The 24,574-nt window shown below is 34.0% G+C and carries 20 protein-coding genes; 18 read left to right on the top strand and 2 right to left on the bottom strand.

Annotated elements, in window-relative coordinates:
* Positions 1 to 422 precede the first annotated feature (422 nt).
* The 12 genes from H1220_04045 (at position 423) to H1220_03990 (ending at position 19,197) form a co-directional block, all read left to right on the top strand.
* Positions 423 to 4,850 carry a beta-N-acetylglucosaminidase domain-containing protein gene (locus H1220_04045; GenBank protein QMI86524.1) on the top strand — a complete coding sequence of 1,476 codons (4,428 nt, stop codon included), beginning with the start codon at positions 423 to 425 and terminating at the stop codon, positions 4,848 to 4,850.
* A 13-nt stretch (positions 4,851 to 4,863) separates the two neighbouring features.
* Positions 4,864 to 9,687, top strand: coding sequence for a discoidin domain-containing protein (locus H1220_04040; GenBank protein ID QMI86523.1), 4,824 nt, complete (start codon positions 4,864 to 4,866; stop codon positions 9,685 to 9,687).
* A 145-nt stretch (positions 9,688 to 9,832) separates the two neighbouring features.
* On the top strand, positions 9,833 to 10,243 hold the full coding sequence (locus tag H1220_04035; protein QMI86522.1) for an OsmC family protein: 411 nt from the start codon (positions 9,833 to 9,835) through the stop codon (positions 10,241 to 10,243).
* Between the two features lie 124 nt (positions 10,244 to 10,367).
* Positions 10,368 to 10,694: a hypothetical protein gene (locus tag H1220_04030; protein ID QMI86521.1), complete on the top strand. Its 327-nt coding sequence runs from the start codon at positions 10,368 to 10,370 to the stop codon at positions 10,692 to 10,694.
* On the top strand, positions 10,681 to 12,597 hold the full coding sequence (locus H1220_04025; GenBank protein QMI86520.1) for a V-type ATP synthase subunit I: 1,917 nt from the start codon (positions 10,681 to 10,683) through the stop codon (positions 12,595 to 12,597). The genes H1220_04030 and H1220_04025 overlap by 14 nt, the downstream gene beginning before the upstream one ends.
* A 1-nt stretch (position 12,598) precedes the next feature.
* Complete coding sequence (locus H1220_04020) at positions 12,599 to 13,069, top strand: V-type ATP synthase subunit K (GenBank protein QMI86519.1); 471 nt, start codon at positions 12,599 to 12,601, stop codon at positions 13,067 to 13,069.
* 14 nt (positions 13,070 to 13,083) lie between these two features.
* Positions 13,084 to 13,644 carry a hypothetical protein gene (locus H1220_04015; protein ID QMI86518.1) on the top strand — a complete coding sequence of 187 codons (561 nt, stop codon included), beginning with the start codon at positions 13,084 to 13,086 and terminating at the stop codon, positions 13,642 to 13,644.
* A 16-nt stretch (positions 13,645 to 13,660) separates the two neighbouring features.
* Entirely contained in the window at positions 13,661 to 14,647 is a 987-nt protein-coding gene (locus H1220_04010; GenBank protein ID QMI86517.1) for a V-type ATPase subunit, read from the top strand.
* Positions 14,637 to 14,948: a V-type ATP synthase subunit F gene (locus tag H1220_04005; protein ID QMI86516.1), complete on the top strand. Its 312-nt coding sequence runs from the start codon at positions 14,637 to 14,639 to the stop codon at positions 14,946 to 14,948. Before H1220_04010 ends, H1220_04005 begins: the two co-directional genes overlap by 11 nt.
* 467 nt (positions 14,949 to 15,415) lie before the next feature.
* Positions 15,416 to 17,200, top strand: coding sequence for a V-type ATP synthase subunit A (locus H1220_04000; GenBank protein ID QMI86515.1), 1,785 nt, complete (start codon positions 15,416 to 15,418; stop codon positions 17,198 to 17,200).
* Positions 17,193 to 18,566, top strand: coding sequence for a V-type ATP synthase subunit B (locus H1220_03995; GenBank protein ID QMI86514.1), 1,374 nt, complete (start codon positions 17,193 to 17,195; stop codon positions 18,564 to 18,566). The genes H1220_04000 and H1220_03995 overlap by 8 nt, the downstream gene beginning before the upstream one ends.
* Positions 18,567 to 18,570: 4 nt before the next feature.
* Positions 18,571 to 19,197: a V-type ATP synthase subunit D gene (locus H1220_03990; protein QMI86513.1), complete on the top strand. Its 627-nt coding sequence runs from the start codon at positions 18,571 to 18,573 to the stop codon at positions 19,195 to 19,197.
* A 54-nt stretch (positions 19,198 to 19,251) separates the two neighbouring features.
* Here H1220_03990 and H1220_03985 read toward each other — a convergent pair whose 3' ends face one another.
* Together H1220_03985 and H1220_03980 are read right to left on the bottom strand one after the other, a co-directional pair.
* A complete protein-coding gene (locus H1220_03985; GenBank protein QMI86512.1) occupies positions 19,252 to 19,527 on the bottom strand; it encodes a type II toxin-antitoxin system RelE/ParE family toxin in 276 nt (91 codons plus the stop codon).
* Positions 19,527 to 19,751, bottom strand: coding sequence for a translation repressor RelB (locus H1220_03980; GenBank protein QMI86511.1), 225 nt, complete (start codon positions 19,749 to 19,751; stop codon positions 19,527 to 19,529). Before H1220_03980 ends, H1220_03985 begins: the two co-directional genes overlap by 1 nt.
* Before the next feature lie 180 nt (positions 19,752 to 19,931).
* On the opposite strand from H1220_03980, the gene gmk reads away from it, so the two are divergent.
* The 6 genes from gmk (at position 19,932) to H1220_03950 (ending at position 24,414) form a co-directional block, all read left to right on the top strand.
* On the top strand, positions 19,932 to 20,537 hold the full coding sequence (gmk, locus tag H1220_03975) for a guanylate kinase (protein ID QMI86510.1): 606 nt from the start codon (positions 19,932 to 19,934) through the stop codon (positions 20,535 to 20,537).
* A 20-nt stretch (positions 20,538 to 20,557) separates the two neighbouring features.
* Positions 20,558 to 20,770 carry a DNA-directed RNA polymerase subunit omega gene (locus H1220_03970; GenBank protein ID QMI86649.1) on the top strand — a complete coding sequence of 71 codons (213 nt, stop codon included), beginning with the start codon at positions 20,558 to 20,560 and terminating at the stop codon, positions 20,768 to 20,770.
* A 111-nt stretch (positions 20,771 to 20,881) separates the two neighbouring features.
* Positions 20,882 to 22,189 carry a GTPase ObgE gene (obgE, locus tag H1220_03965; protein QMI86509.1) on the top strand — a complete coding sequence of 436 codons (1,308 nt, stop codon included), beginning with the start codon at positions 20,882 to 20,884 and terminating at the stop codon, positions 22,187 to 22,189.
* A gap of 29 nt (positions 22,190 to 22,218) precedes the next feature.
* A complete protein-coding gene (gene rnz, locus H1220_03960; GenBank protein QMI86508.1) occupies positions 22,219 to 23,151 on the top strand; it encodes a ribonuclease Z in 933 nt (310 codons plus the stop codon).
* Positions 23,144 to 23,911, top strand: a complete 768-nt coding sequence (locus tag H1220_03955; protein ID QMI86507.1) for an SDR family oxidoreductase — start codon at positions 23,144 to 23,146, stop codon at positions 23,909 to 23,911. Before rnz ends, H1220_03955 begins: the two co-directional genes overlap by 8 nt.
* Before the next feature lie 59 nt (positions 23,912 to 23,970).
* On the top strand, positions 23,971 to 24,414 hold the full coding sequence (locus tag H1220_03950; protein ID QMI86506.1) for a hypothetical protein: 444 nt from the start codon (positions 23,971 to 23,973) through the stop codon (positions 24,412 to 24,414).
* Positions 24,415 to 24,574: the final 160 nt, after the last annotated feature.

The following is a 24,574-nucleotide window of genomic DNA, read 5'->3' as shown; positions in this document are numbered from 1 at the left end:
AAATGGTATTGTTCATAGTGTTACCTCATGTATTATCTCATATCGGATACATTATAAAAACAACGATAAAAATACAAACAAATTCTTTAGCGATTTAAATCAAAATAAACAATATAACAAAAATATGTAACCGTATACAATTAAAGCGATTAGTATTTTATTAAGGAATATAGCTAATATATAAATCAATCAATAAAATTTAAATATCTTTTATTGACTAAAGAAATCATTCACTTAGAACGAATAATATCATTCATACAGAATAACCGTTAGTATTACAGTCTTTAAATAGGACACGTCAATGATACACATGTAATAACCATTTACCAAATACGTTTCAACGCAACACTTTTTATGTGTTTGTCGGAATGCGTTTTATCATATTTGGATTGGGAGCATGGTGGTATAAAAGGGAGGAAAAAATGAATAAAATCATAAAATGGATAAGTGCCATGTGTGTGATGTTCCTTTGCATCATTGGAGCAACAACAATACATGCAACAGAAAACGCATATCAATTCTATCCAACAGTACAAGACATCACTTATCAAGAAGAAAATTTATCATTAAGTAATCAGACGATTTCGCTTTATTTTGGGAATGGAATTGATGAAGAAACGAAAGCTTATGCACGTCAGTTATTGACAGCACATCATATTGTTTTTCAAGAAGTAACTCAAAAAGTAGACAATGGTATATCATTAAATGTTGAAATAACGGATACACAAGAAAACTTGTTTAGTCATTGGGATGCTTATTCATTAAACATTAACGCAACAGGTGTTCATATTATTGGAAAACATAAAGATGCAGCGTATTTTGGTTTGACAACATTACATCAAATATTAACACAAGCAACAAACCAAACGCTTCGTTATCTTACAATTTCCGATTATGCAGATGTGAAATATCGTGGGTTTATTGAGGGGTATTACGGTATTCCATGGTCTCATGAAAATCGTCAATCTTTAATGCAATTTGCAGGTCAATTTAAGGCTAATACATATATTTTTGCACCAAAAGATGATATTTATCATAGTCAACAATGGAAAACTCTATATCCAGAAGAAAAATTAGCACAAATACGTGAATTAGTAGAAGTGGGTAAATTAACAAAAACACGGTTTGTTTGGACAATTCATCCATTTATGAGTGGGGCTCGCTTTAATTTTTCACAGTATGAAGAGAATTATGGTTATTTAATCAATAAATTTGAACAACTGTATACAACGGGGGTACGTCAATTTGGTATTTTAGCCGATGATGTTGGTTCTATTGATCGCAATCAATTATTACGTTTATTAAATGATATTAGTCAATGGGCAAAAGATAAAGGAGATGTAGAAGATATTCTATTTTGTCCGGCTGGCTATAATACATCTTTCCAAGGAAATTTTTCAGAAATGAAAAAACTGAATGAAGCACCGGATAATATTCAATTTTTCTGGACAGGTGAAACAGTTGTTAATAGAGTAACGAATCAAACAATCAATCGTTTTAAAACATCTTCTACAACAGATGGACACCCAGGTAGAGCACCGTATTTTTGGTTGAACTGGCCTGTAAATGATTATAAAAAAAGTCGTTTACTAATGGGCCCAGCTGGCACATTATTAGAAACAGGTGTTACTGATTTAGCTGGTTTAGTGACCAATCCAATGCAACAAGCACAAGCAAGTAAAGTTGGAATTTTTGCTACAATTAACTACGGTTGGAATACACACCATTTTTCTTCTGATGATGTGTGGCATGACGGTATGGCATATATTGAGAAAAACCAAACAGATGCTTTATTAGAAATTACAAGACATTTACAAGATGTATCTCCAAGTGGACATGGTTTAGTCATGGAGGAATCAGAAGCATTTAAAGATTTGATTGCATCTTATCAACAAGCAGTAGAAAATGGAACATCTATCAAAGAAGTAGGTACATCTTTGATACAAAAATATCAAGTATTGTATCAAGCAACACAAGATTTTTTAAATGGTGCTGAAAATGAAGGATTAAAAGAAGAAATGACACCATGGGTAAACACACTCGCCAATATTGCACAAGCAAGTCAGTCTTTTATTGAAAGTGCGATTGCTTTAGAAGATAACGATACAGAAAAAGCATGGTTGGCATATTCTAAAGCTGCAACACAAGAAGAATTATCAAAAACACATACTGTACAAAATATTAGTAGTGTAGATAAAGTAGAAGCAGGTGCAAAACGTTTAACGCCATTTATGCAGTTTTTAAAAGAGAAAATGGCAGATAAAGTGAAACGAATTGTATTGCCACAACATGATGACACACAATCTGCTCCAGAAACACCTACGCTAGTTAAATCATCTCATTTCAATAGTATTTATAGTGGTAGTGAAGCAAATATGCTTGATAATAATCCAAATACATTCGTTTGGTACAGTGTTGCGGGAGATTCATTACCTCGTGATGCCTATTTAGGCGTTGATTTACATGAGGTGTACCGTATTGGTGACATTGCCTTTTTACAAGGAACAACATCTAATGACGATATTTTTAAAAATGCGGTACTTGAATATTCAGTTGATGGTGTGACGTATCAACCTTTTACAGATACGCTTTACAATCAAAAAGATGTTCGATACGATGCTACACAACAAAATATAAAAGCACGTTATATTCGTTTGAGAAATGGTGATAGTACAGAAAAATGGGCTGCCATGAGAGAAATTAGTGTGACAACATTAGCCAATCAACAGCTTATTGAAACGAATGTTGATAGTTTAAAAGAATTACCGGCAAAACAAACACCACAAACATTTATATTAAATCCAACAACACAAGTGACATTACAACCAAATGAATACATTGGATTGGATTTACAACGTATTCGCTCTTTAAAACGAGTGTCTATTGAACACACTAGTCAATTACCAATTTATGCAGGAACAAATAGAGATGATTTAAAACCATATACATTGGAAACTGTTCCAAATGCACGTTATATTGTGATAAAAAATACAACAGATAATCCAGTAACATTTGATATTCAACAATTTAACGTCGAAACAAATGATGTTCTACCATTGAAAGTGAAAGATACAAACTTTACGGATATGGAAAATCCTTTAGCTGCATTTGACGGAGATTGGAATACTAAAGCATGGTTTAAAAATAGTCAATTAGCAGGGAAATACGTTGTGTACGATTTAGGTCAAACGATTACTTTAGACAAAATCAAACAAATTGTATCTGACTCAGAACATGACTATATTCGCCATGGTAAAATTTCAGTTTCTGAAAATGGTACAGATTTTACAGATGTTTTAACATTAGGAGATACTGAAAATGATTTAGAAATAGAAGGTGTTTATCCAGATAGAGAAGTCCAAGTTTTAGGTAAATCTGCTAATGTCAATCATTTACCTGTTCGTTACATTAAAGTGATGTTAACGAAAAATAAAAGTGGTGATGATAAATGGGTACGTTTTAATGAGATTGTGTTAAATGACCGTGAAGAATTAAAAGTATCCAATAATCCGACTTTTGACGTAACACCGGCTGTAAGAAATGCCGATAGACCAGAAAATATGGTAGACAATCGTTTAAATACAGCTTTTAGAGGTTCACAAGATGGAGGAGAGTTACTCTATCATTTATCAGAAACAGCTTTCCATAATGCTTTAACTGTTATTCAAAATGACGAAGTATCTCATGCGAAAGTAAGTGCTCAAAATCGTGCGGGTGACTGGCAAGAGATTGGCGAATTAACAGGTGGTATCAATACATTTAACTTAAAAGATAAAGGTGATATTGTTACTGTAAAACTAACATGGCAGGAAAATAATCGACCAGTCATTTATGAAATGTATACCACTAATGGCATCAATCGTTTACCATTACAAAACTTGTTAAAAGAAATTGCGACTTTAAACGAAAACGATTATGCAGAGGGGTTCCCTGCCTTAAAAGAAAAAGTGACAGAGGCAAATCGTGTGTTGCAAGATGATGAGGCAACAGCAGAACAAATTGCACAAATGGTACAAGCATTACAAGATAAAGTCAATCAATTAAAAAAATATCATCTATTTATCTCAGAAGATGTGACAGTGAAAATGGCAGATGCAGATACTATCAAAGACTTAGAGATGAAGGTTGTACCAACGACAAGTCCTACTTTAGATCAAACGAATAAAGAGTACGATTTATATGACATTTATTTCGTGAAAAAAGGAACGACTGAAAAAGTGGAAGTTACACAACCAGCTAAAGTCATATTAAATATAAACGAAAATAAAACAGTGGCAGAAATCGTATATATCAATGAGCAAGACGAAAAAGAAAGTTTATCATTTGACATAATGCGTGAAGAAAACAAAGTTGTATTCCTAGCAACACACTTTAGTAAATACGGTGTGGTGTATACATCATCTAAACCGGCTGAACCAGAAGAAAATAAACCGGACGAAAATAAACCAGATGAGAATAAACCGGACGAAGTACCTGTGGAACAACCAAAAGATGAAGCAACAACGACCACAACAACAAGTCAAACTGAAACAAGTCAGACAGAAACAACCACACTCACAACAACGACAAAACAAGAAAAAACAGAAAACACAAGCACATCTGTAAGTACAAGTGTTGTACCAAAAGAAATTGCAGATGCAACAATGACAAAACAAAGAGTACACTTTATTAGTGGCTCTTCACAACAAGTAACAGATAAAAACAGTACACAAAATAACCGTCAAAAAGAACAATCAAAAGGATTACCGAATACAGGGGAACAAAACCACTGGTTACAAGTAGGTTTAGGTGCTGGTTTATTATTACTAGGTATTGGACTATGGATACTTTATACACGTCGTAAAAAGTAAGGGGCGAAAAAATATGCAAATGAAAAAAGGTTTAAGCATTTTGTCTATGGTAGCATTTTTAGTCGGGATTAGTGGTTATCACGCTATGGCAACAGAAACAATCACACAAAAAGTTAATATTGCACTAAATGCACAGGCGACGACAAATGATTCAGAAACAAACTATTGGGGTGCTGATAAAGCTGTTGACGGTATTATCAATAGAGAAGAAAGCGTCAAGGCTAATCAATCTCGTTGGTCAACAAATAGAGGGACAACAGATAAAATATTAACAGTTGATTTAGGTCAAGAAAGAGCATTTCAAGAATGTCGTATCGCTTGGGAAAGACAAAATGTAAAAGGATTTCGTATCGAAGCATCTCATAACGGAACAGATTATACACCGGTTTATGAAAAAAATGATGATACTTATGTTGAATTAGACACAACTGTTCGATTAAATACAGAGCAAACAGCACGCTATGTACGATTGGTTGTGACCAATTATGACGGAGGAGAAATAAATTGGGCGTCTGTTTCTGCGTACGAATTTCAAGTGATTTCAGAAATGACATTGCCGAATTTAGCATTGCACAAAGAAGCTACATCAAATGGGAATGAAGCTAATAGTTTAGCAGCAAATAAAGCAACAGACGGTAATGTGGATACAAGATGGGCGAGTACCGTTGGACAAAACCAAAAATGGTTACAAGTCGATTTAGGTGACGTCAAAACAGTAGGTTCAGTCGTGTTAGAATGGGAGCGTAAAAATGCTCAAGATTACACAATACTTGTTTCTGAAAATGGACAAGATTGGACAGAAGCCAAACATATTACAACGGCACCAGACTCCTTTAGAGAAACGATAAATTTGGATCAAAAACATCAAGCACGCTATATTAAAGTTCAAATCAATCAATTCAATCCAAGTGCTCCAAATCGAACAAGTGATTCACCAATTAACTGGGCAACTGTTTCGATTATGGAACTAGAGGCATATAGTGAACGTATTATACCTGAAAAACAAGTAACACTCCAAGATGTTGCCAACGGCTTACAAATACCCGACATTACTTCAGACATGACAACGTGGACATTACCAGAAGTACCAAATGGATATACAGTTTCCTTTATTGGTGCAGATTTGGAACAAGTTATTGACAGAGATTTAACGATACACAAACCATTAGTTGATACACCTGTTGTGGTAAACTACAAAATCTCTAATGGTACAGACAGTATTGAAACAGCAGCTATTCCTGTTACGGTACCGGGACAATATACAGTTGAAGAAACAGATAATGCAAAACCAACTGTTGTTCCTGCGATTGCAGAATGGAAAGGTCACACAGGTGAGTTTTCTGCAACGGATAGCACGCGTATTGTTGTAAATCCTACTGATAGACAAGCCTTACAAGAGATTGTAAATAGTTTTAAAGAAAGTTATACAGAATTGACTGGCAAACCTATTGATATTGTGGAAGGGACAGATACCCAAGCAGGAGATATTTATTTCTCTTTAAATCCACAAAATAGTGGCTTAAAAGAAGAAGGCTATTTCATGAATATTGATGATGCTATTCGTGTAGAAGCTAGTCATGTCAAAGGTGCTTTTTGGTCTACACAAACGCTTTTACAACTTTTGAAACAATCTACACAAATACCAAAAGGACTTGCTAGAGATTATCCAAAATACGCTGTTCGTGGATTTGTATTAGATGTTGGTCGCAAAATGATTAGTATGGAGCATTTAAGAAATACATTAAAACTTATGGCTTGGTACAAAATGAATGACTTACACGTGCATTTAAATGATAATTTCATCAATGTCGAACGTTACCAAACAACAGATAACCCTTACGGTGCGTATTCAGCATTCCGTTTAGAGTCTAATATTAAAGAAGGCGGTAATAACGGGCTGAACAAACAAGACTTAACGAGTAAAGATTTATTCTATACAAAAGCAGAATTTAAAGCGTTTATCCAAGAAGCAAAACGCAAAGGTATACAAGTTGTTCCAGAATTTGATACACCTGCCCATGCCTTAGCTTTTACAAAAGTAAGACCTGATTTAACAATGACCAATCATGCCGTTAGACGTTGGGTAGACCACTTAGAAGTAAGCAATCCGGCTGCTTTACAATTCGTAAAAGATGTTTGGAATGAATATTTAGACGGAGATAATGCCACATTTGGAGATACAGACGTGATACATGTTGGGGTAGATGAATTTGAAGGAAATAACGAAAGTTTTAGAAAATTCACAGACGATTTACTTGCCTTTGCACATGAAAAACATAAAACACCAAGATTATGGGGTAGTTTAACAGCCAAATCAGGACAAACACCTGTTCGTTCTGAAAATGTTCAAATGAATATTTGGAATACAGGCTGGGCAAATCCTAGTGCGATGTATAAAGCAGGCTATCAACTTATCAACACATTAGACGGCCCTTTATATATTGTTCCGGGTGCAGGCTATTATAATGACTTCTTAAATACACAAAACTTATATCAAACATGGGAACCAAATAAAATGGGTTCTGTTACCATTCCAGCAGGATCTGAGCAAATGTTAGGTGGTGCCTTTGCGATTTGGAATGATAAAATTGACTTAGAAGCGAACGGTATTACAGAATACGATGTCTATAAACGTTTCCAAGCAGCTTTACCAACGCTTGCTACAAAATTGTGGGGAAACAGAGATATTGGCAACTACAATACTTTTACACAAGCACTTACACAAATAGGCGAGCCTGCAAACCATAATCCGTATTATGATGTTGCATCAAAAACAGATACGATTGAAAAATATACATTCAATAAACAAAATTTAAATGATACATCAGGAAATGCGTATCATGGAACAGATGCAGAAAATGTGGAGTACGCAGACGGCAAAAAAGGAAAAGCTTTAAAATTAAATGGTGGTACAAGTTACTTTAATACACCAATTCAACATATCGGTCCAAACAATGTTGTGTCATTTTGGGTAAAAGTAAACCCTGATGCAGAGGGTGAACAAATTGTATTAGAATCTGATAAAGTAGCCATAAAAGCAGTTCAAAAAGAAACTGGTAAAATGGGTATTTCACTTGAAGGATATGATCATTCATTCGAGTATACCTTACCAAAAAATGAATGGGTACATGTCATGATAAAAGGATACCAAAACAAAACGGAACTTTATGTAAATGATGTGCTAACAGATACTTTAGGAAGAGGACAAACTGGCAATAAATTTACGACACTTGTTGTTCCTGCTTCAAGAGTAGGTAGTAAAACACATGCTTTAAACGGTTTATTAGATGATTTAATTATTTCAAAAGCAACACCTGAGGAAGATGATCCGATTGATCCAACGAACTTTACGGTGTCTTCTGATAATGAAAATGAAGACGGACGTATTCAAAATGCATTTGACAATGATTTAAATACCATTTGGCATACAAAATGGAGTCCAGCTAAACAAGACTTACCAGCAACTATTTTAATAGATATGCAAAAAGAAATAGAGATTGATAAACTTGGTTATGTAGCTAGACAAAATGGTACAAACGGTGATATTAAACACTTTAGATTATCTGTGAAAACAAATGAATCTGATGACTATACAACTATATACGAAGGTAGATTTAGTCCAGATAAAGCAAAACAATTTGCCTCATTTGCACCTTCTCTTGCACGATATATCAAACTTGAAGTATTAGAGGGTGAAGCTGGATTTGGTTCAGCAGCTGAATTTTCTTTATACGAGCATGATATGAAAAAAGTGCTACGTGACTTAGTTGCAGATGTTAATGATAGTTATGTACAAGAAGATTATACTGATTCATCTTGGCAAGACCTAGTGGCACGTAAACAAGAAGCACAAACTGTATTAGATGATGAGCAGGCAACAAGAGAACAAATTGATGCAGCAGTTGAGGCGTTAAACACGGCTGTTAATCATCTTATCTTAAAAGATGAAAGCCCAACAGAACAACCAACGCCACCTGCGACAACATCAACGACATCAACAACATCAACAACATCAGATAGTACAAGCACAGAAACGACAACGACTCAAAGTACTGAAAGTAGTCAAACGACAACTCAAACAACAACGACCCAAACGACTACTCAAACAACAACAGAAACAACAACGCAAAGCACAACCACTCAAACAACGACGACAACAGAAACAAGCCGTCCAAATGATGAAACGACAACGACCCGTCCAGCTGGTGAGGTGACCACAAGTACAACGACTCAAACAACACAAAGTGAAAGTCCTGTCACAACAACAATAACAAGTCAAGATGTCACAACATCACAATCTGGACAAAGTACGCAACCAACATCAACGACAACACGCCGTACGAGAGTAGTACGTCCGTTGCCAAGTGAGTTTGACAAAGGGAAACAAAATGAACATGTGTTGATTGATGAAAAAACAGGTATTCAAGCCATTAATCTTCAATATGATAGAGCAAAACATGTTTTAGTCGTAAAAGAAAGAGAAGCTATCTCTGCTTTAAGTTCTCAACCACATATTGCTTATGACATATATGTATTCAACAAAAAAACACAACAAATTGAACAGATTACTGGAGAAACAAAAGTCTTTGTCCCAACGCGTCATCACATTCAAAAAGTACATTATATTAAAGATAATCAAGTGAAAGAAGATGTACCTTTTGAAGATGTATCAGGCGGTATTGTTTTCTATACAACGCATTTCTCTGTTTATGCTCTTGTATACGATAAACACGATTTACCAAATACAGGAACAAGTCATGACTTTGTATGGCAAACAATTGGTTTGATGCTATGTTTAAGTGCTAGTGTTTATCTATTACGTAAAAAAACAAAATAGTTTAATGTCATAAAAAAGAGGCGAATCTACATTTTTGTAGGTTTGCCTTTTTTTATTCTCATAATAGAGAATTTCATAGTGTTTTCCTATGCTTTCACACTTTTTTAAAGTACAATAGAATAAGAACATAGAATAGGAGTAGAATATGTTATATACAACAACAGCAACGAATACGGACGGTATTAACGGATTAGTTTTTCTATCTGATTTCCCTGAAAAAATAAAAGTGTCACACCCACTTGACAATGACTTGGGGTTTAATCCAGAACAGTTGATAGCTCTGTCTTGGTCAACATGTTTAAATGCTACAATACAATCTTTATTGAAAGCACGAGGGTATGCACATATAAATTCTAAAGTAGATGTGACTGTTGATTTACAAAGAGAATCAAATGGTGTTGGTTTTTTCTTTGATATAAAAGCCGTTGCAACGATTTGGACATTACCACTTGATATAGCTACTGATATTGTTGAATCGGCACATCAACGATGTCCTGTATCCAAGTTAATCAAAGATGCAAAAACCGTTCAATTAAGTGTTCAAATTGCTGAATGAACATTAAAAAATTCTCATTTTAACTCTGTTTCTTCCTATTTATAACACATCATATACATAGGGGATAACAGTCTAGGAAATGTAAAAAGAGAATGTTATAATGCACGTAATGGAGGTGTAGGATATGAGTAATCTTTCAGAACAAGCAATTCAAAGTGTCGAAAATGACGTTGCAAGTTTAGTGTCTGAATACAAAGTGAAAATGGAAGATATATCTCGTGATATTGATGCTAAGATTTTTGATTTTAAAGAAAGCATTGAACAAGAGATTTCTGATTATCAGCAACATGTTTCAGCACACTATCAAGAAAAACTAACACAAAAACGCATTGAAACAGAAAAAGAAATAGAACAAGAGATACATGAGTTGCAAGAAAAAATTCATCATCATAAAGACATGTTCGTACAACGTATTTTAGAGGAGGTTCAAACACGCTATGGCAGTATCTAAAATGCAAAAATGGACCATTTTAGTTGAAGATGAATATCGGTCTTTACTGTTAAAAACAGTACAAGAATTACAACATTTTGAACCTATTGATACAAATTTTGTCACAAAAACAGTAAATGATGACGAACATCAATACGAACAACTTTTAACACATATTCGTCATGCTCAATCAGTATTAGGACCATTTGTGCCTAAAAAAATAAAAAAGACACGTTTTTCACTTACATTATCTGAACTTGAACAACAAATGGTTGATGTAGACAAACGAGATATTTTGACACAAATACTAAACATTGATGAAAAAGAAAAATTGTTACAAAAGCAAATGGGGGATAACAAAGATAAGCATGACTTATTAAAAAAATGGCAATCTTTGCCATTATTGCCTAAGGACATGAGAAAATTAACGTATATACATACATTTGTTGGTGTTATTCCACAAACAAAAACAAATGATTTTTTAGACACATTATTACATCATGAGCATTTATTTGTTGATGTGTTGTATCGTGATACGCATGATATTGGTCTGATTGCCTATATTGATAAAACGTTGGTGAATGAAGCGAATGATGTGCTATCAAGTGTCCAATTTGAAAAATTTGATTATCCATTTGAACAATTACCAAAAGATATGTTGATAGAAACAGAACTTTTGCAAGAAGCAATAAATGAAAAACGGTATCGACTGATTGCGGAAAAAGAAGCATTAAGTCAATTTTATGCTGATTTATTACTGTTAGAAGAATATACCTATACAAAATATTTATGCCAAAAAGCATCTGCTTATTTTTCGACAAGTCAACATATTAGTGGATTAACTGGCTGGATTTCAGAAGAAAAAAGTTCTCTACTTCAATCTCTTATAGCCAAAACATTGCCACAAGGAGCGTATGTCTTTTTAGAAAATACAGAAAGTGTAGACGAAAAAGAGATTCCTATTGTGTTAAAAAATCATCCTTTAGTCGAACCATTTGAATTATTGACAGAAATGTACAGTGTTCCAAAATATTCAGAAATTGACCCTACACCATTACTAGCACCATTTTACGCTGTCTTTTTTGGTATGATGGTGGCAGATATTGGCTATGGATTAGTGATGTTTTTAGGCACACTATATGCTTTAATAAAACTTTCTTTACCTAAATCAACGAAAAAAAATATTAAATTATTTCATATTTTGTCGTATCCAACGATGTTGTGGGGACTGATTTTTGGGTCATTTTTCGGACTAGAATTACCATTTCATCTTTTATCGGCGTCATCAGATCCTATTACGATATTGATCATATCCGTTGTGTTTGGTGTCATTCAACTGATTTTTGGTCTTTTAGTAAACACACGCACCCAATTAAAAGCAAAACAATATAGTGCTGCTTTTTCTGATGGATTGTGTTGGGTAGGGTTACTCCTTGGTTTAGTGATGTATGCATTAAGTCAAACGACATCACTCACATGGTTAGCAACAATCGGACAGTATACTTTGTTAATAAATGCTATTGGGATTGTTTTGAGTACAGCTTTAGGAACAAAAAATAAAATTTTAGGTATCGGTTCAGGTGTTTATAAATTATATGGAGCAAGTAGCTATATTGGTGATTTATCAAGTTATACACGTTTAATGGCACTTTGTGCTGCCGGAGCAAGTATCGGTTCAGCGTTTAATTTAATTATTTCGTTACTACCAGTTCCTGCTCGTTTTACAATCGGCATTGTTTTGTTTGTTTTACTACATGCCCTTAACTTTGGGTTATCCTTATTAGGTGCTTATGTACATGGCATACGTTTACAGTTTGTCGAATTTTTTGGAAAATTTTATGAAGGTGGCGGTCGTGCCATTAAACCTTTAAAAACCTATGAAAAATATAATGATTTAAAAGAAAGATATTCGGAGGAAAAATAATATGGACGCATTTTTAACATTTATGCAATCACAAGCGGGAAGTTTTACATTAGCATGTTTAGGGATTGCTTTAGCTATCATTTTTAGTGGGACAGGATCTGCTAAAGGTGTTGGGATGACAGGTGAAGCTGCTGCAGCTTTATCAAAAGAACAACCAGAAAAATTCGGTAAATCAATGGTATTACAGTTATTACCCGGTACGCAAGGATTTTATGGATTTGTTATTGGTTTAATGATTTATTTCAGATTAGGAACACTTACTTACGATTCAGCATTTAAATTATTGATTGCAGGTGCTGTTGTTGGCTTTACCGGTTTAACATCTGCTATTGCTCAAGGACGTGTGGCAACTGCTGGTATTCAAATTTTAGCGAAAAATGAAGAACATTTCATGAAAGGTGCTATTTATGCCGGAATGGTTGAAATGTACGCTATTTTAGGATTTGTTATTGCTATGTTTTTAGTAATATAAATTGGTGCAATATGATGAATGATATAAAACAATTTACACAGCATATCTTACAGAGAAAAGAAAAAGAATTATTAAAACAGTTATCAGAGCATCAAGTATCAGAAAATAATCGCTTTGAGAAAGAACATGATATGTATGTATCAAAAAAAGACAAAGCAATGCAAGAGATTGATGCAAAAGAAACACTTACTTATAGCATAGAGGAACAAAAAATCATCAATCATAAACGAAATATGATTTTAAAAGCAAAACAAGAGGCGTTACTATCTTTATTTGAAAAAGCCGAAAATGTTATGGCTAATTGGTCATCTACACACTATCAGCAATTTTTTGATAGCGTCATTCAAACACTTGATTCAACAAAACAATATCGATTATCTTTAGGAGAACGTGTAGCACATGATTTTGTATTACCTGATTTTATTAAAAAATCAGATGAAACAATTAAAAATGCATATGGTTTTGTATTAGAATCGGAAGGCATTGTCTATAATTATTTATCTCATCAACTATTATCTGATTTAAAACAAGATTATGTAGGACAGTTAGCTACATTACTAGATGATAAAAAATAGAGTAGGGGGAGATAGGATGAATGATACAGTATACGCAAGTTTAAATACTTTTGTTCGTATAAAAGAAAATCAATTATTGTCTAAGGAAACCTTCGATACTTTATTAAAAGCTCAATCGTTGAATCATGCATTCAATCAATTAAAATCAACGATTTATAGTGAATTAACAGAACAGTTTGAAGAACAGTTAATGTCAATTTTAACGGATACGTATGCTCAGTTAAAACAAGAAACACCTAAACAAGAAGTGCTTGACGTGTTTACATTGGTATATACGTACCACAATTTAAAAATTTTGTTAAAAACCCATATTGCCAATATGTCGTTAATGCCATTGTTAATACCTATTGGGCGTTATGAAAAAGATGCTTTAGAGCAATTGGCAAAAACAGGTACGTCAGATGTATTACCAAAAATAATGGTAGACGAAGTGTATCATGCGATTGCTCATTACAAAGAATACGGACAAATTCAAGCTTTGGATATTTTAATGGATAGAGCTTACTTTATTCATTTAAAACATATTGTTGATGATTTGGAACAACCTGAAGTCAAAAAAATTGTAACGGCTTGGGCGGATTTATACAATTTGAATTGTGTATTAAGAACACTTCATAAAAAAGTGAGCCGTAGTTTTTTGCTGTCGATTTTATCTCAAACAGGTAGTATGGATATAAACATCATTGTCGAGTTAGCGATGAGTAATCGATTAAGTGATTTATTTGCTATGTATCGTGAAAAAGATTTTTCGACTGTTTTACCAGATATTTTTTCAGTCGATACGTGTTCATCTATTGATGTCGAAAAAGCAAGAGATAGTATTGCACATTACTATTTATCAAATGCACCTTATCAAGCATTTGGTATGTTACCTGTTTTATCTTATATGTATTACAAAGAAATGGAAATTAAAAATTTACGTCTAATTCTAACAGGAAAAGATAATGACATGGACGAAGCCGTGTTAAAAGAAAGGATGCGACCAATCTATTATGGCTTATAAAATTGCAGTAGTTGGTGATAAAGATTCTATTATGCCGTTTAAAATGATTGGTTTTGATACATTCTTTTGCAGACAACCACAAGAAGCTAGAGAAACCATTCAAACATTGGCCAATCAACATTACGGCATTATCTATGTAACAGAACAAATTGCGCAAATAATTCCAGAAGTTATTGCTTATTACCGAAACAAATCTATCCCAGCGGTTATTTTAATACCGAATTACAAAGGCAGCTTAAACATCGGATTAAACAATATACAAGAAAACGTAGAAAAAGCTATCGGACAGAATATCTTGTAGCCGTAGGAAGCAACGCTGACGTACGGATACAAGATGGGACGGACGAGTGCAACAAAAAAATCTCGAAGAGATTTAACAAGCACTCGGAGTACCAAACCATAGAAAGCCGTAGGAAGCAACGCTAAGGAAGCTGCGGAGCAAAGCTCCCTAGTACGATATTCGTAACTAGCAAAGCTAGAACGACTATCGCAATGGGACGGACGAGTGTAACAAAAAAATCTCGAAGAGATTTAACAAGCACTCGGAGTACTAAACCATAGAAAGCCGTAGGAAGCAACGCTAAGGAAGCTACGGAGCAAAGCTCCCTAGTACGATATTCGTAACTAGCAAAGCTAGAACGACTATCGCAATGGGACGGAGCGAAACAAAAATGTAAGGAAATCACGGAGCGAAGCTCCCTGATACGACATTCGTAAAACAGCAAAGCTGTAACGACTGTCGCTATTAAGAAAGAAAGGACTAATGTTGTGAAATCAGGAACAATTATAAAAGTGTCAGGGCCATTAGTCATGGCGTCTGGTATGGAAGATGCAAATATCCAAGATATTTGTAAAGTAGGACATATTGGATTGATTGGCGAGATTATTGAAATGAGAAAAGACGTTGCTTCTATCCAAGTTTATGAAGAAACGTCAGGAATAGGTCCGGGTGAACCTGTTGAAACAACAGGAGAGGCATTATCTGTTGAATTAGGACCTGGAATATTGTCACAAATGTTTGACGGTATTCAACGTCCTTTAGATACATATCATGAAAAAACACAAAGTGATTTTTTACTTCGTGGTGTAGACATTAAACCATTAAGTCGTGAAAAGAAATGGGTCTTTTCACCTAGTGTATCTGTTGGAGATACTGTTGAATCAGGAGATATTATCGGAACGGTTCAAGAAACAGAAGTGATTGAACATCGTATTATGGTTCCATATGGGAAAAAGGGTGTTATCACATCTGTTGAATCAGGAGAAGTTACATTAAACGATACAGTGTACACATTACGAACAGAAAAAGGGATTGAAAGTTTTACAATGTTACAAAAATGGCCTGTTCGACGTGGTAGACCATTTAAACGTAAAATGAATCCAAATGAACCGATGTTAACTGGACAACGTGTCATAGATACATTTTTCCCTGTTACAAAAGGAGGAGGAGCAGCCGTTCCAGGACCTTTTGGAGCAGGAAAAACAGTTGTACAGCACCAAATCGCCAAATGGGCAAATGTTGATATTGTCGTTTATGTTGGATGTGGTGAACGTGGAAATGAAATGACAGACGTTTTGAATGAATTCCCAGAATTGATTGACCCAAATACAGAAAAGTCTATTATGAATCGTACTATTTTGATTGCCAATACATCTAATATGCCTGTGGCAGCACGTGAAGCATCCATTTATACAGGTATTACCATTGCAGAATATTTTAGAGATATGGGGTATAATGTAGCGATTATGGCAGACTCAACATCACGTTGGGCAGAAGCATTACGTGAAATGTCGGGACGATTAGAAGAAATGCCCGGAGATGAAGGGTATCCTGCTTATTTAGGTAGCCGTATTGCCGAATACTATGAACGTGCAGGGAAAGTCGTGACGTTAGGTGGAAAAGAACGTATAGGTTCCGTCACAGCGATTGGTGCCGTGTCACCTCCTGGAGGAGATATTTCTGAACCGGTCACCCAAAATACATTACGTATCGTGAAAGTCTTTTGGGGATTAGATGCCTTACTAGCACAAAAACGACATTTTCCGTCAATGAACTGGTTAACATCTTATTCACTATATTTGGATGAAGTTGGGCATTATTTAGACAGTGCATTATCATTAAATTGGTCAGAGCACGTTATACATGCCATGAAAGTATTGCAAGAAGAATCAGAGTTGGAAGAAATTGTAAGGTTGGTCGGATTAGATTCATTAGCAGACAAAGATAAAATTACTATGTTAATTGCTCGTATGATTAGAGAAGACTATCTACAACAAAATGCTTTTGATGAAGTAGACACATTTACTTCTTATAGAAAGCAAGCAACTATGCTAGATTTAATCATTACATTTGAAAAAGAAGCACGTAAAGCATTGTCATTAGGTGCCTACTACGATGAAATTGTAGATGGCACGGTACACGTTCGTGATAGAATTGCACGTGCAAAATATGTACCAGAAACTGAACTAAAGACACTACATGTATTAAAAGAAAATATTCCACAAACACTACAAGACGTAATGGCTAAAGGAGGTATGACAGAGCGTGATTAAAGAATATAAAACAGTTAGCGAAGTCGTAGGACCTTTAATGGCTGTTGAACACGTAGAAGGTGTTAAATTTGATGAATTAGTAGATATTCAGCTACAAGATGGCACCGTTAGACGTGGACAAGTCTTAGAAGTACACTATGACAAAGCGTTAGTCCAGTTATTCGACAGTCCAAGTGGTATTAACTTGCGAGATACAAAAGTTAGATTTAAAGGAAAACCATTAGAACTTGCTGTATCAGAAGATATGGTTGGCCGTATTTTTGATGGAATGGGTCAAGTGAAAGATGGTGGTCCAAATATTATTCCTGAAAAATTTTTAGATATTAACGGACAAGCAATTAATCCGATTTGCCGTGATTATCCGGATGAATTTATTCAAACAGGAATTTCGTCTATTGACCACTTAAATACACTAGTACGTGGACAAAAATTACCCGTCTTTTCCGGATCGGGTTTGCCTCATAAAGAACTTGCCGCACAAATCGCTCGTCAAGCGACTGTCCTAAATTCCGATGAAAAATTTGCGGTAGTTTTTGCTGCTATGGGTATTACTTTTGAAGAAGCAGAATACTTTATGGAAGATTTTAGAAAAACAGGTGCTATTGAGCGTTCTGTTATGTTTATCAATTTAGCCAATGACCCTGCTATTGAACGTATTGCAACACCAAAAATGGCATTAACAGCAGCAGAATATTTAGCTTTTGAAAAAGATATGCACGTATTAGTTATCATGACAGATATGACCAATTATTGTGAAGCATTACGTGAAGTGTCTGCTGCACGCCGTGAAGTACCTGGACGAAGAGGGTATCCTGGTTATTTGTATACTAATTTATCCACTTTATACGAAAGAGCAGGACGCCTTATTGGAAAAAAAGGTTCTGTTACCCAAATTCCAATTTTAACAATGCCTGAAGACGATATTACACACCCAATTCCAGACTTGACGGGATATATTACAGAGGGACAGATTATTTTATCCAGAGATTTATACAATGCAGGTATAAAACCTCCAATCAATGTTTTACCGTCTTTATCACGTTTAAAGGATAAAGGAACCGGAGAAGGAAAAACAAGAGAAGATCATGCCGCAACAATGAACCAATTATTTGCTGCCTATGCTCAAGGAAAACAAGTAAAAGAGTTAGCTGTTGTATTAGGTGAATCAGCTTTATCTAAAACGGATAAATTATACGTTGAATTTACAACACGTTTTGAGGAAGAATATGTCAATCAAGGATTTTATAAAAACCGTTCTATTTTTGATACATTATCACTTGGTTGGGAATTACTATCTATTTTACCTAGAACAGAGTTAAAACGTATTAAAGATAATATGTTAGATAAGTATCTTTCCGAGGAGTGATGACATGACACGTTTAAACGTTAAACCAACCCGTATGGAATTGTCTGTCTTGAAAAAAAGATTAAAAACATCTACTCGTGGACATAAATTATTAAAAGATAAACAAGATGAACTTATGCGTCGTTTTATCCTTCTCATCAAAGAAAATCATACATTAAGACAAGATGTTGAAATGCGTTTAACAAAGGGAATGCAATCTTTTGTTTTAGCTAAATCATTATTACACGAAGCTTTTATTGAAGAAGCGTTTGCTTTACCAACACAAGAAGTATCCTTACAAATAGATGAGCAAAATATTATGAGCGTTACAGTACCTAAGTTACATGTACAATTTCCTGAAGATGTTCATCAAAAAAATACATTTCAATATGGTTTATTAAACTCAAATAGTGATATGGATAAAGCGATTGATGAGTTAACAGATACAACAAAAGCATTATTACGTTTAACAGAAGTTGAAAAAACATGTCAGCTACTCGCAGATGAAATCGAAAAGACACGCCGTCGTGTAAATGCATTAGAACATTTAATTATTCCACAACTTGAAGAAACTATTGCATATATTCAAATGAAACTTGAAGAAAATGAACGTAGTAATATCATTCGTATGATGAAAGTAAAAGATAAATAAAAAATCATCAGGCACTTTTTAGTGTCTGATGACTTTTTATTTAATAAGTTGATACTAAACGGATAACTCATGATAAATATCTTTTCTATGTCCAAATTCAAGTGCTAAAATAATCAAAGTATTTTCTTGAATATCACAAATCAATCGATAATATCCAATACGATAGTGCCATTCCCGTGACTTATCTCCAGTTAAACCTTTCCCGTGTTGTCTAGGATTATTTGTACCTTCTAAATGCTTATCAATCCATGCAAATAAAAGTCGTTGAATCTGTCTATCTATTTTTTTGATTTGATTTTGTGCTTTTTTTGAATAGTGAATATGATACATTATTCAAATCCTAATTCTTTCTTGAAATCAGCATGTGATAATGTTTCAGAGTTTTCCAAATATTCTTGGAATGATTGTTTATATAATTTTAAATCATATTCATCTTCAATCACTGTTTCTAAAGCTCTCTTAAACAAGCTAGACAAACTTTGTCCTTGAATTTGTGCATAATTTTTAAAAAATGTTTCCTCTTCTTTATTTAATCGAACGGTAATTGTACTCATGTTATCTCCTCCGTATATGTGTTACATTGTAACACATTATTTTTAGGAATGTCATTTTTCTTATTCTAGTTACGCCGAACAAGAAATAAAATATCTTAATATTTTTATGAAAACAATAGATAACTTTGCTAATTTATGTTATATTAGAAAGAAGATTATAATATTAGGTGGAAATAAAATATGGCAGAACGTGGATTGTTGATTGTTCTTTCTGGACCGTCAGGTGTTGGAAAAGGAACTGTTCGACAAAAAATATTTGAACAAACTCAAAACGATGCACTGATTTACTCTATTTCAGCGACAACAAGACAGTGTCGTGAGGGAGAAGTAGACGGTGTTGATTATTTATTTAGAACAAAAGAAGAGTTTGAACAAATGATTAAAGATGGCAAAATGTTAGAATATGCCGAATACGTTGGGAACTATTATGGGACTCCCGTTGATTATGTAGAAGAAATGTTAGAAAAAGGCAAAGATGTCTTTTTAGAAATAGAAGTCAATGGTGCTATACAAGTAAGAAGTAAAATGCCAGAAGGTGTATTTATTTTTTTAACACCACCTGATTTAGAAGAGTTAGAACGACGTTTAATTGGTAGAGGAACAGATGATGCTCCTATTATTGAAAAACGTATTAAAAAAGCAAAAGAAGAACTTGCTTTAATGAAACATTATGATTATGCTGTTATCAACGATGATGTTCAATCAGCTGTTGATAAAGTGAAAGCAATTATTCAAAGTGAACATTTAAAAGTGACTCGTGTTTTTGACGAGTGGCATAGTAAATAAGTAGGAGGCAAATCATTATGATGTTATATCCATCTATTGATAAATTATTAGATAAAATTGATTCAAAATACTCACTAGTTATCGTTTCTAGTAAACGAGCTCATGAACTAGACCGTCATGAAGAAGGTGCTTTAGAAGATTACGATTCATATAAAAATGTAGGTCGTGCTTTAGAAGAAGTTGTAGCAGGTGAGTTAACGATTGACCCGCTGACAACACCAGAAGAAGTTTAATAGTCTTAAAAGTAGCGAGGAAACGATTCTGTTATACTCGCTTTCTTTTTGTGAATTTTTAAAAAATATGCTAGAGTAATAGTGCGTATTATGAGGTAGAGGAGGAATACAATGTCCATGTTTTTAGATTATGCAAAAGTCTTTGTAAAAGCTGGAAAAGGCGGAGATGGTATGGTGGCGTTTCGTCGTGAAAAATATGTTCCAGACGGTGGACCAGCTGGTGGAGATGGTGGAAATGGCGGTAGTGTTATTTTTCGTGTCGACGAAGGACTTAGAACATTGATGGATTTTAGATATAATCGTATTTTTAAAGGTAAAAATGGCGAAAATGGAATGAGTAAAAGCATGTTTGGTAAAGGTGCAAAAGATACTTATGTCAATGTTCCAGCGGGAACCATTGTTAGAAATGCACAAACAAATGCTGTCATTGCAGATATGACTGAAAAAAATCAAGAAGTTGTCATTGCCAAAGGTGGACGTGGTGGACGTGGAAATAAACGTTTTGCAACACATAAAAATCCCGCTCCAGAAGTTGCTGAAAATGGTGAATCAGGAGAAGAATTAGAAGTTATTTTAGAGTTAAAAGTGCTAGCTGATGTTGGGTTGGTAGGTTTTCCATCAGTTGGGAAATCGACTTTATTATCTGTTGTAAGTAGTGCTAAACCTAAAATAGCCGAATATCATTTTACGACAATTGTACCAAACTTAGGTATGGTTAGTGTTCCACATACATCAGAACAATTTGTTATGGCAGATTTACCCGGATTGATTGAGGGAGCTTCATCTGGGGTTGGGTTAGGTATTCAATTTTTAAAACATATTGAACGTACACGTGTTATTTTACATGTGATTGATATGGCAAGTATTGAAGGAAGAGATCCTTTTGATGATTATGAAAAGATTAACCATGAGCTGTCTACTTATCAATTACGTTTATTAGAACGTCCAACAATTATCGTGGCAAATAAAATGGATATGCCACAAGCACAAGAAAATTTAATCGTCTTTAAACAAAAACTAAATGAAATATATTCTGATAAGCAGATTGATATTGTGGAAATTTCTGCATGGCAATCAAAAGGTGTTGAGGAATTATTACTTAAAACATACAGCTTGTTAGAAGAAACAGATCCATTCCCATTATTTGAAGATGAGGTTGTGCTTGAAGAAAATATTGTTTATACATTGGAACAAGAACAACCGTTTACGATTACACGAGATGATGACGCAATCTGGGTATTAAGTGGAGAAAAATTAGAAAAATTATTTGATATGACTAATTTTTCACATGATGAAAGTATTATGCGTTTTGCACGTCAGTTGAGAAGTATGGGGATTGATGAAGCATTACGTGAAAAAGGTGCAGTAAGTGGAGATACCGTACGTATTAAATCTTTTGAGTTTGAGTTTGTCGATTAAGGTCATACAGTTAGAAAGGAGTTGGTCATATGTATTTACAGTTTTTAGGAACTGGTGCAGGCGTCCCTTCAAAAAGTAGAAATGTATCATCTATCGCTTTAAAAATGTTAGATGAACGAAATGAAGTATGGTTATTTGATTGTGGAGAAGCTACCCAACATACTATTTTACATACGAGTATTCGTCCTAGAAAAATTACTAAAATATTTGTTACACATTTACATGGAGATCACATTTATGGATTACCTGGATTATTAAGTAGTCGTGCGTTTCAAGGAGGAGAAGAATCTTTAACGATTTATGGACCAGTCGGTATTAAAGATTTTGTCTTAACCTCTTTAAAAATTTCACATTGTCATTTGAAGTATCCATTACATTTTGTTGAGCTCGAGCAAGAAGGAGTTGCTTATCAAGATGATAAAATTGCTGTAAAGTATATGACATTACAACATGGAATACAGTCTTATGGCTATCGTGTTATTGAAGCTGATTATCCTGGTGAATTACAAATTGAGAAATTGAAACAGTACAATATTCCTAATGGGCCTATTTTTGGTCGTATTAAAAAAGGTGAAATTGTAACATTAGAGGACGGTACAGTGATCAATGGTAAGGACTTTATTGGTGAGCAAAAAAAAGGAAGAGAAGTCGTTATTTTTGGAGATACACGTTTTGTGTCATCCCATATTTCATTTTGTCAACATGCTGATGTTTTAGTACATGAATCGACATTTGGAAAAGGCGAAGAAAAATTAGCTCATAATTATTTCCATGCCACTTGTCAACAGGCAGCAGAAATTGCTGTAAAAGCAAATGTAAAACAACTTTATTTAACACATATTAGTTCAAGATATTTAGGACAAGATGTTAAAAAACTTCAAAAAGATGCACAAGCCATTTTTGCAAATACAAAAGTTGTCCATGATTTATTAGAAATTGAGGTGCCTTTTAATCATGACTAGAACGATTTTATTAACAGGAGCAACTGGTGGATTAGGACAGGCGCTGGTTGAAGAATTAACACAAGAACCAACACATTTTATACTAGTTGGTCGAAAAGAACCAATATTAAAAGAATTAAAAGATACGTTTACAAGTGATACAGTAACTGTTGATTACATTGTTTGTGATTTATCGAAAGAACAAGATAGACAAATGTGTTTAAATGCGTTACCAGAACAAATTGACATCATCATTCATAATGCGGGTTATGGTATATTTGAAGAAGCTCATTTATTTACAGATAATACAGTAGAGCATATGTTTTCTGTAAATATTTTGTCACCGATTGTATTGACGAATGCTTTATTACCTAAATTATATAAACAAGGTAAAGGACATATTATTTTTGTTGCTTCTCAAGCGAGTAAAATGGCAACACCCAAGTCATCTATTTATTCAGCAACGAAATTTGGACTAAGAGGATATGCGAATGCTCTTCGATTAGAAGCAAAAAAACATGGTATTTTTGTGACGACGGTTAATCCCGGACCTATTGATACAGGATTTTTTGATATTGCAGATAAAACAGGACAATATCAAAAAGCAGTAGCAAATACCATGCTCACAGCAAAAGATGTTGCTCGGAAGATAAGTCGAAGAATTTTTAGACCTACACGAGAAATCAATTTACCATTTAGTATGGCGGTAGCAGCGGTTCTTTATGAAGTATTGCCAACAGTGTCGGATAGATTAGTTTTGAAATTGTTCAATAAAAAATGACAATCATTTCAATTTATTATATAATAAATTGAACAATAAAAACGATGAAGGAGTTTATTATGGCTAAAGAAATGACACATTTAAAATTTTATTTTAGAAATGGTGAAACTTGGACAGTCGAAAGAAGAACGATTGGAGATTTATGGATTAAACAAATCACAACAAGTTTTGGACGTATTGGCGAAAGTGATTTCCAAAAAATTCATCCATGTGGTTCTTTTAGAATTGAAGTATATCCAGAAGCTGATCATGTTAATACAAAAGATATCAATCTTGGCGGATTAGAACAAGGTATGTTTGGACGTGTACGTACATATCAAGATATTGAAAAAATGGATATTGTATTTGATACAAATGATGCAGACACTGTTTATTTCCCTTATAAAGCATTAGATGAAGATGGTATGGATAATAAATATCAATCATCAGTAGTTGCATCTAACGGACATTTATACATTGTTGTAGATTCTGAAAAAACAGTAAACGATATTTATCATGTATAAAAAGAAAGGTGAGGTTTTTAACCTTGCCTTTTTGTATTTATAAAATTGTATTTTTTAATAACTGATTTTATCTTTCTTACGATTGATAAAACTGATAGTTGGTATAATTATGGCTTTTTTTATAAAATATAGACCAAAAAAAATTAATTGTTCGTTTTTT

This window comes from Carnobacteriaceae bacterium zg-84 (genome assembly GCA_013874835.1).
Taxonomy (GTDB): Bacteria; Bacillota; Bacilli; order Lactobacillales; family Aerococcaceae; genus WM01.
Note: the sequence above shows the minus strand (reverse complement) of the source record. Positions and strands in the feature narration are given on the sequence as shown.

What these genes read in the sequence shown, in the direction of transcription:
- H1220_04045 (QMI86524.1), top strand. Translation starts at nt 423, where the DNA reads ATGAATAAAATCATAAAATGGATAAGTGCCATGTGTGTGATGTTCCTT.
- H1220_04040 (QMI86523.1), top strand. Translation starts at nt 4,864, where the DNA reads ATGCAAATGAAAAAAGGTTTAAGCATTTTGTCTATGGTAGCATTTTTA.
- H1220_04035 (QMI86522.1), top strand. Translation starts at nt 9,833, where the DNA reads ATGTTATATACAACAACAGCAACGAATACGGACGGTATTAACGGATTA.
- H1220_04030 (QMI86521.1), top strand. Translation starts at nt 10,368, where the DNA reads ATGAGTAATCTTTCAGAACAAGCAATTCAAAGTGTCGAAAATGACGTT.
- H1220_04025 (QMI86520.1), top strand. Translation starts at nt 10,681, where the DNA reads ATGGCAGTATCTAAAATGCAAAAATGGACCATTTTAGTTGAAGATGAA.
- H1220_04020 (QMI86519.1), top strand. Translation starts at nt 12,599, where the DNA reads ATGGACGCATTTTTAACATTTATGCAATCACAAGCGGGAAGTTTTACA.
- H1220_04015 (QMI86518.1), top strand. Translation starts at nt 13,084, where the DNA reads ATGAATGATATAAAACAATTTACACAGCATATCTTACAGAGAAAAGAA.
- H1220_04010 (QMI86517.1), top strand. Translation starts at nt 13,661, where the DNA reads ATGAATGATACAGTATACGCAAGTTTAAATACTTTTGTTCGTATAAAA.
- H1220_04005 (QMI86516.1), top strand. Translation starts at nt 14,637, where the DNA reads ATGGCTTATAAAATTGCAGTAGTTGGTGATAAAGATTCTATTATGCCG.
- H1220_03990 (QMI86513.1), top strand. Translation starts at nt 18,571, where the DNA reads ATGACACGTTTAAACGTTAAACCAACCCGTATGGAATTGTCTGTCTTG.
- H1220_03985 (QMI86512.1), bottom strand. Translation starts at nt 19,527, where the DNA reads ATGTATCATATTCACTATTCAAAAAAAGCACAAAATCAAATCAAAAAA.
- H1220_03980 (QMI86511.1), bottom strand. Translation starts at nt 19,751, where the DNA reads ATGAGTACAATTACCGTTCGATTAAATAAAGAAGAGGAAACATTTTTT.
- gmk (QMI86510.1), top strand. Translation starts at nt 19,932, where the DNA reads ATGGCAGAACGTGGATTGTTGATTGTTCTTTCTGGACCGTCAGGTGTT.
- H1220_03970 (QMI86649.1), top strand. Translation starts at nt 20,558, where the DNA reads ATGTTATATCCATCTATTGATAAATTATTAGATAAAATTGATTCAAAA.
- obgE (QMI86509.1), top strand. Translation starts at nt 20,882, where the DNA reads ATGTCCATGTTTTTAGATTATGCAAAAGTCTTTGTAAAAGCTGGAAAA.
- rnz (QMI86508.1), top strand. Translation starts at nt 22,219, where the DNA reads ATGTATTTACAGTTTTTAGGAACTGGTGCAGGCGTCCCTTCAAAAAGT.
- H1220_03955 (QMI86507.1), top strand. Translation starts at nt 23,144, where the DNA reads ATGACTAGAACGATTTTATTAACAGGAGCAACTGGTGGATTAGGACAG.
- H1220_03950 (QMI86506.1), top strand. Translation starts at nt 23,971, where the DNA reads ATGGCTAAAGAAATGACACATTTAAAATTTTATTTTAGAAATGGTGAA.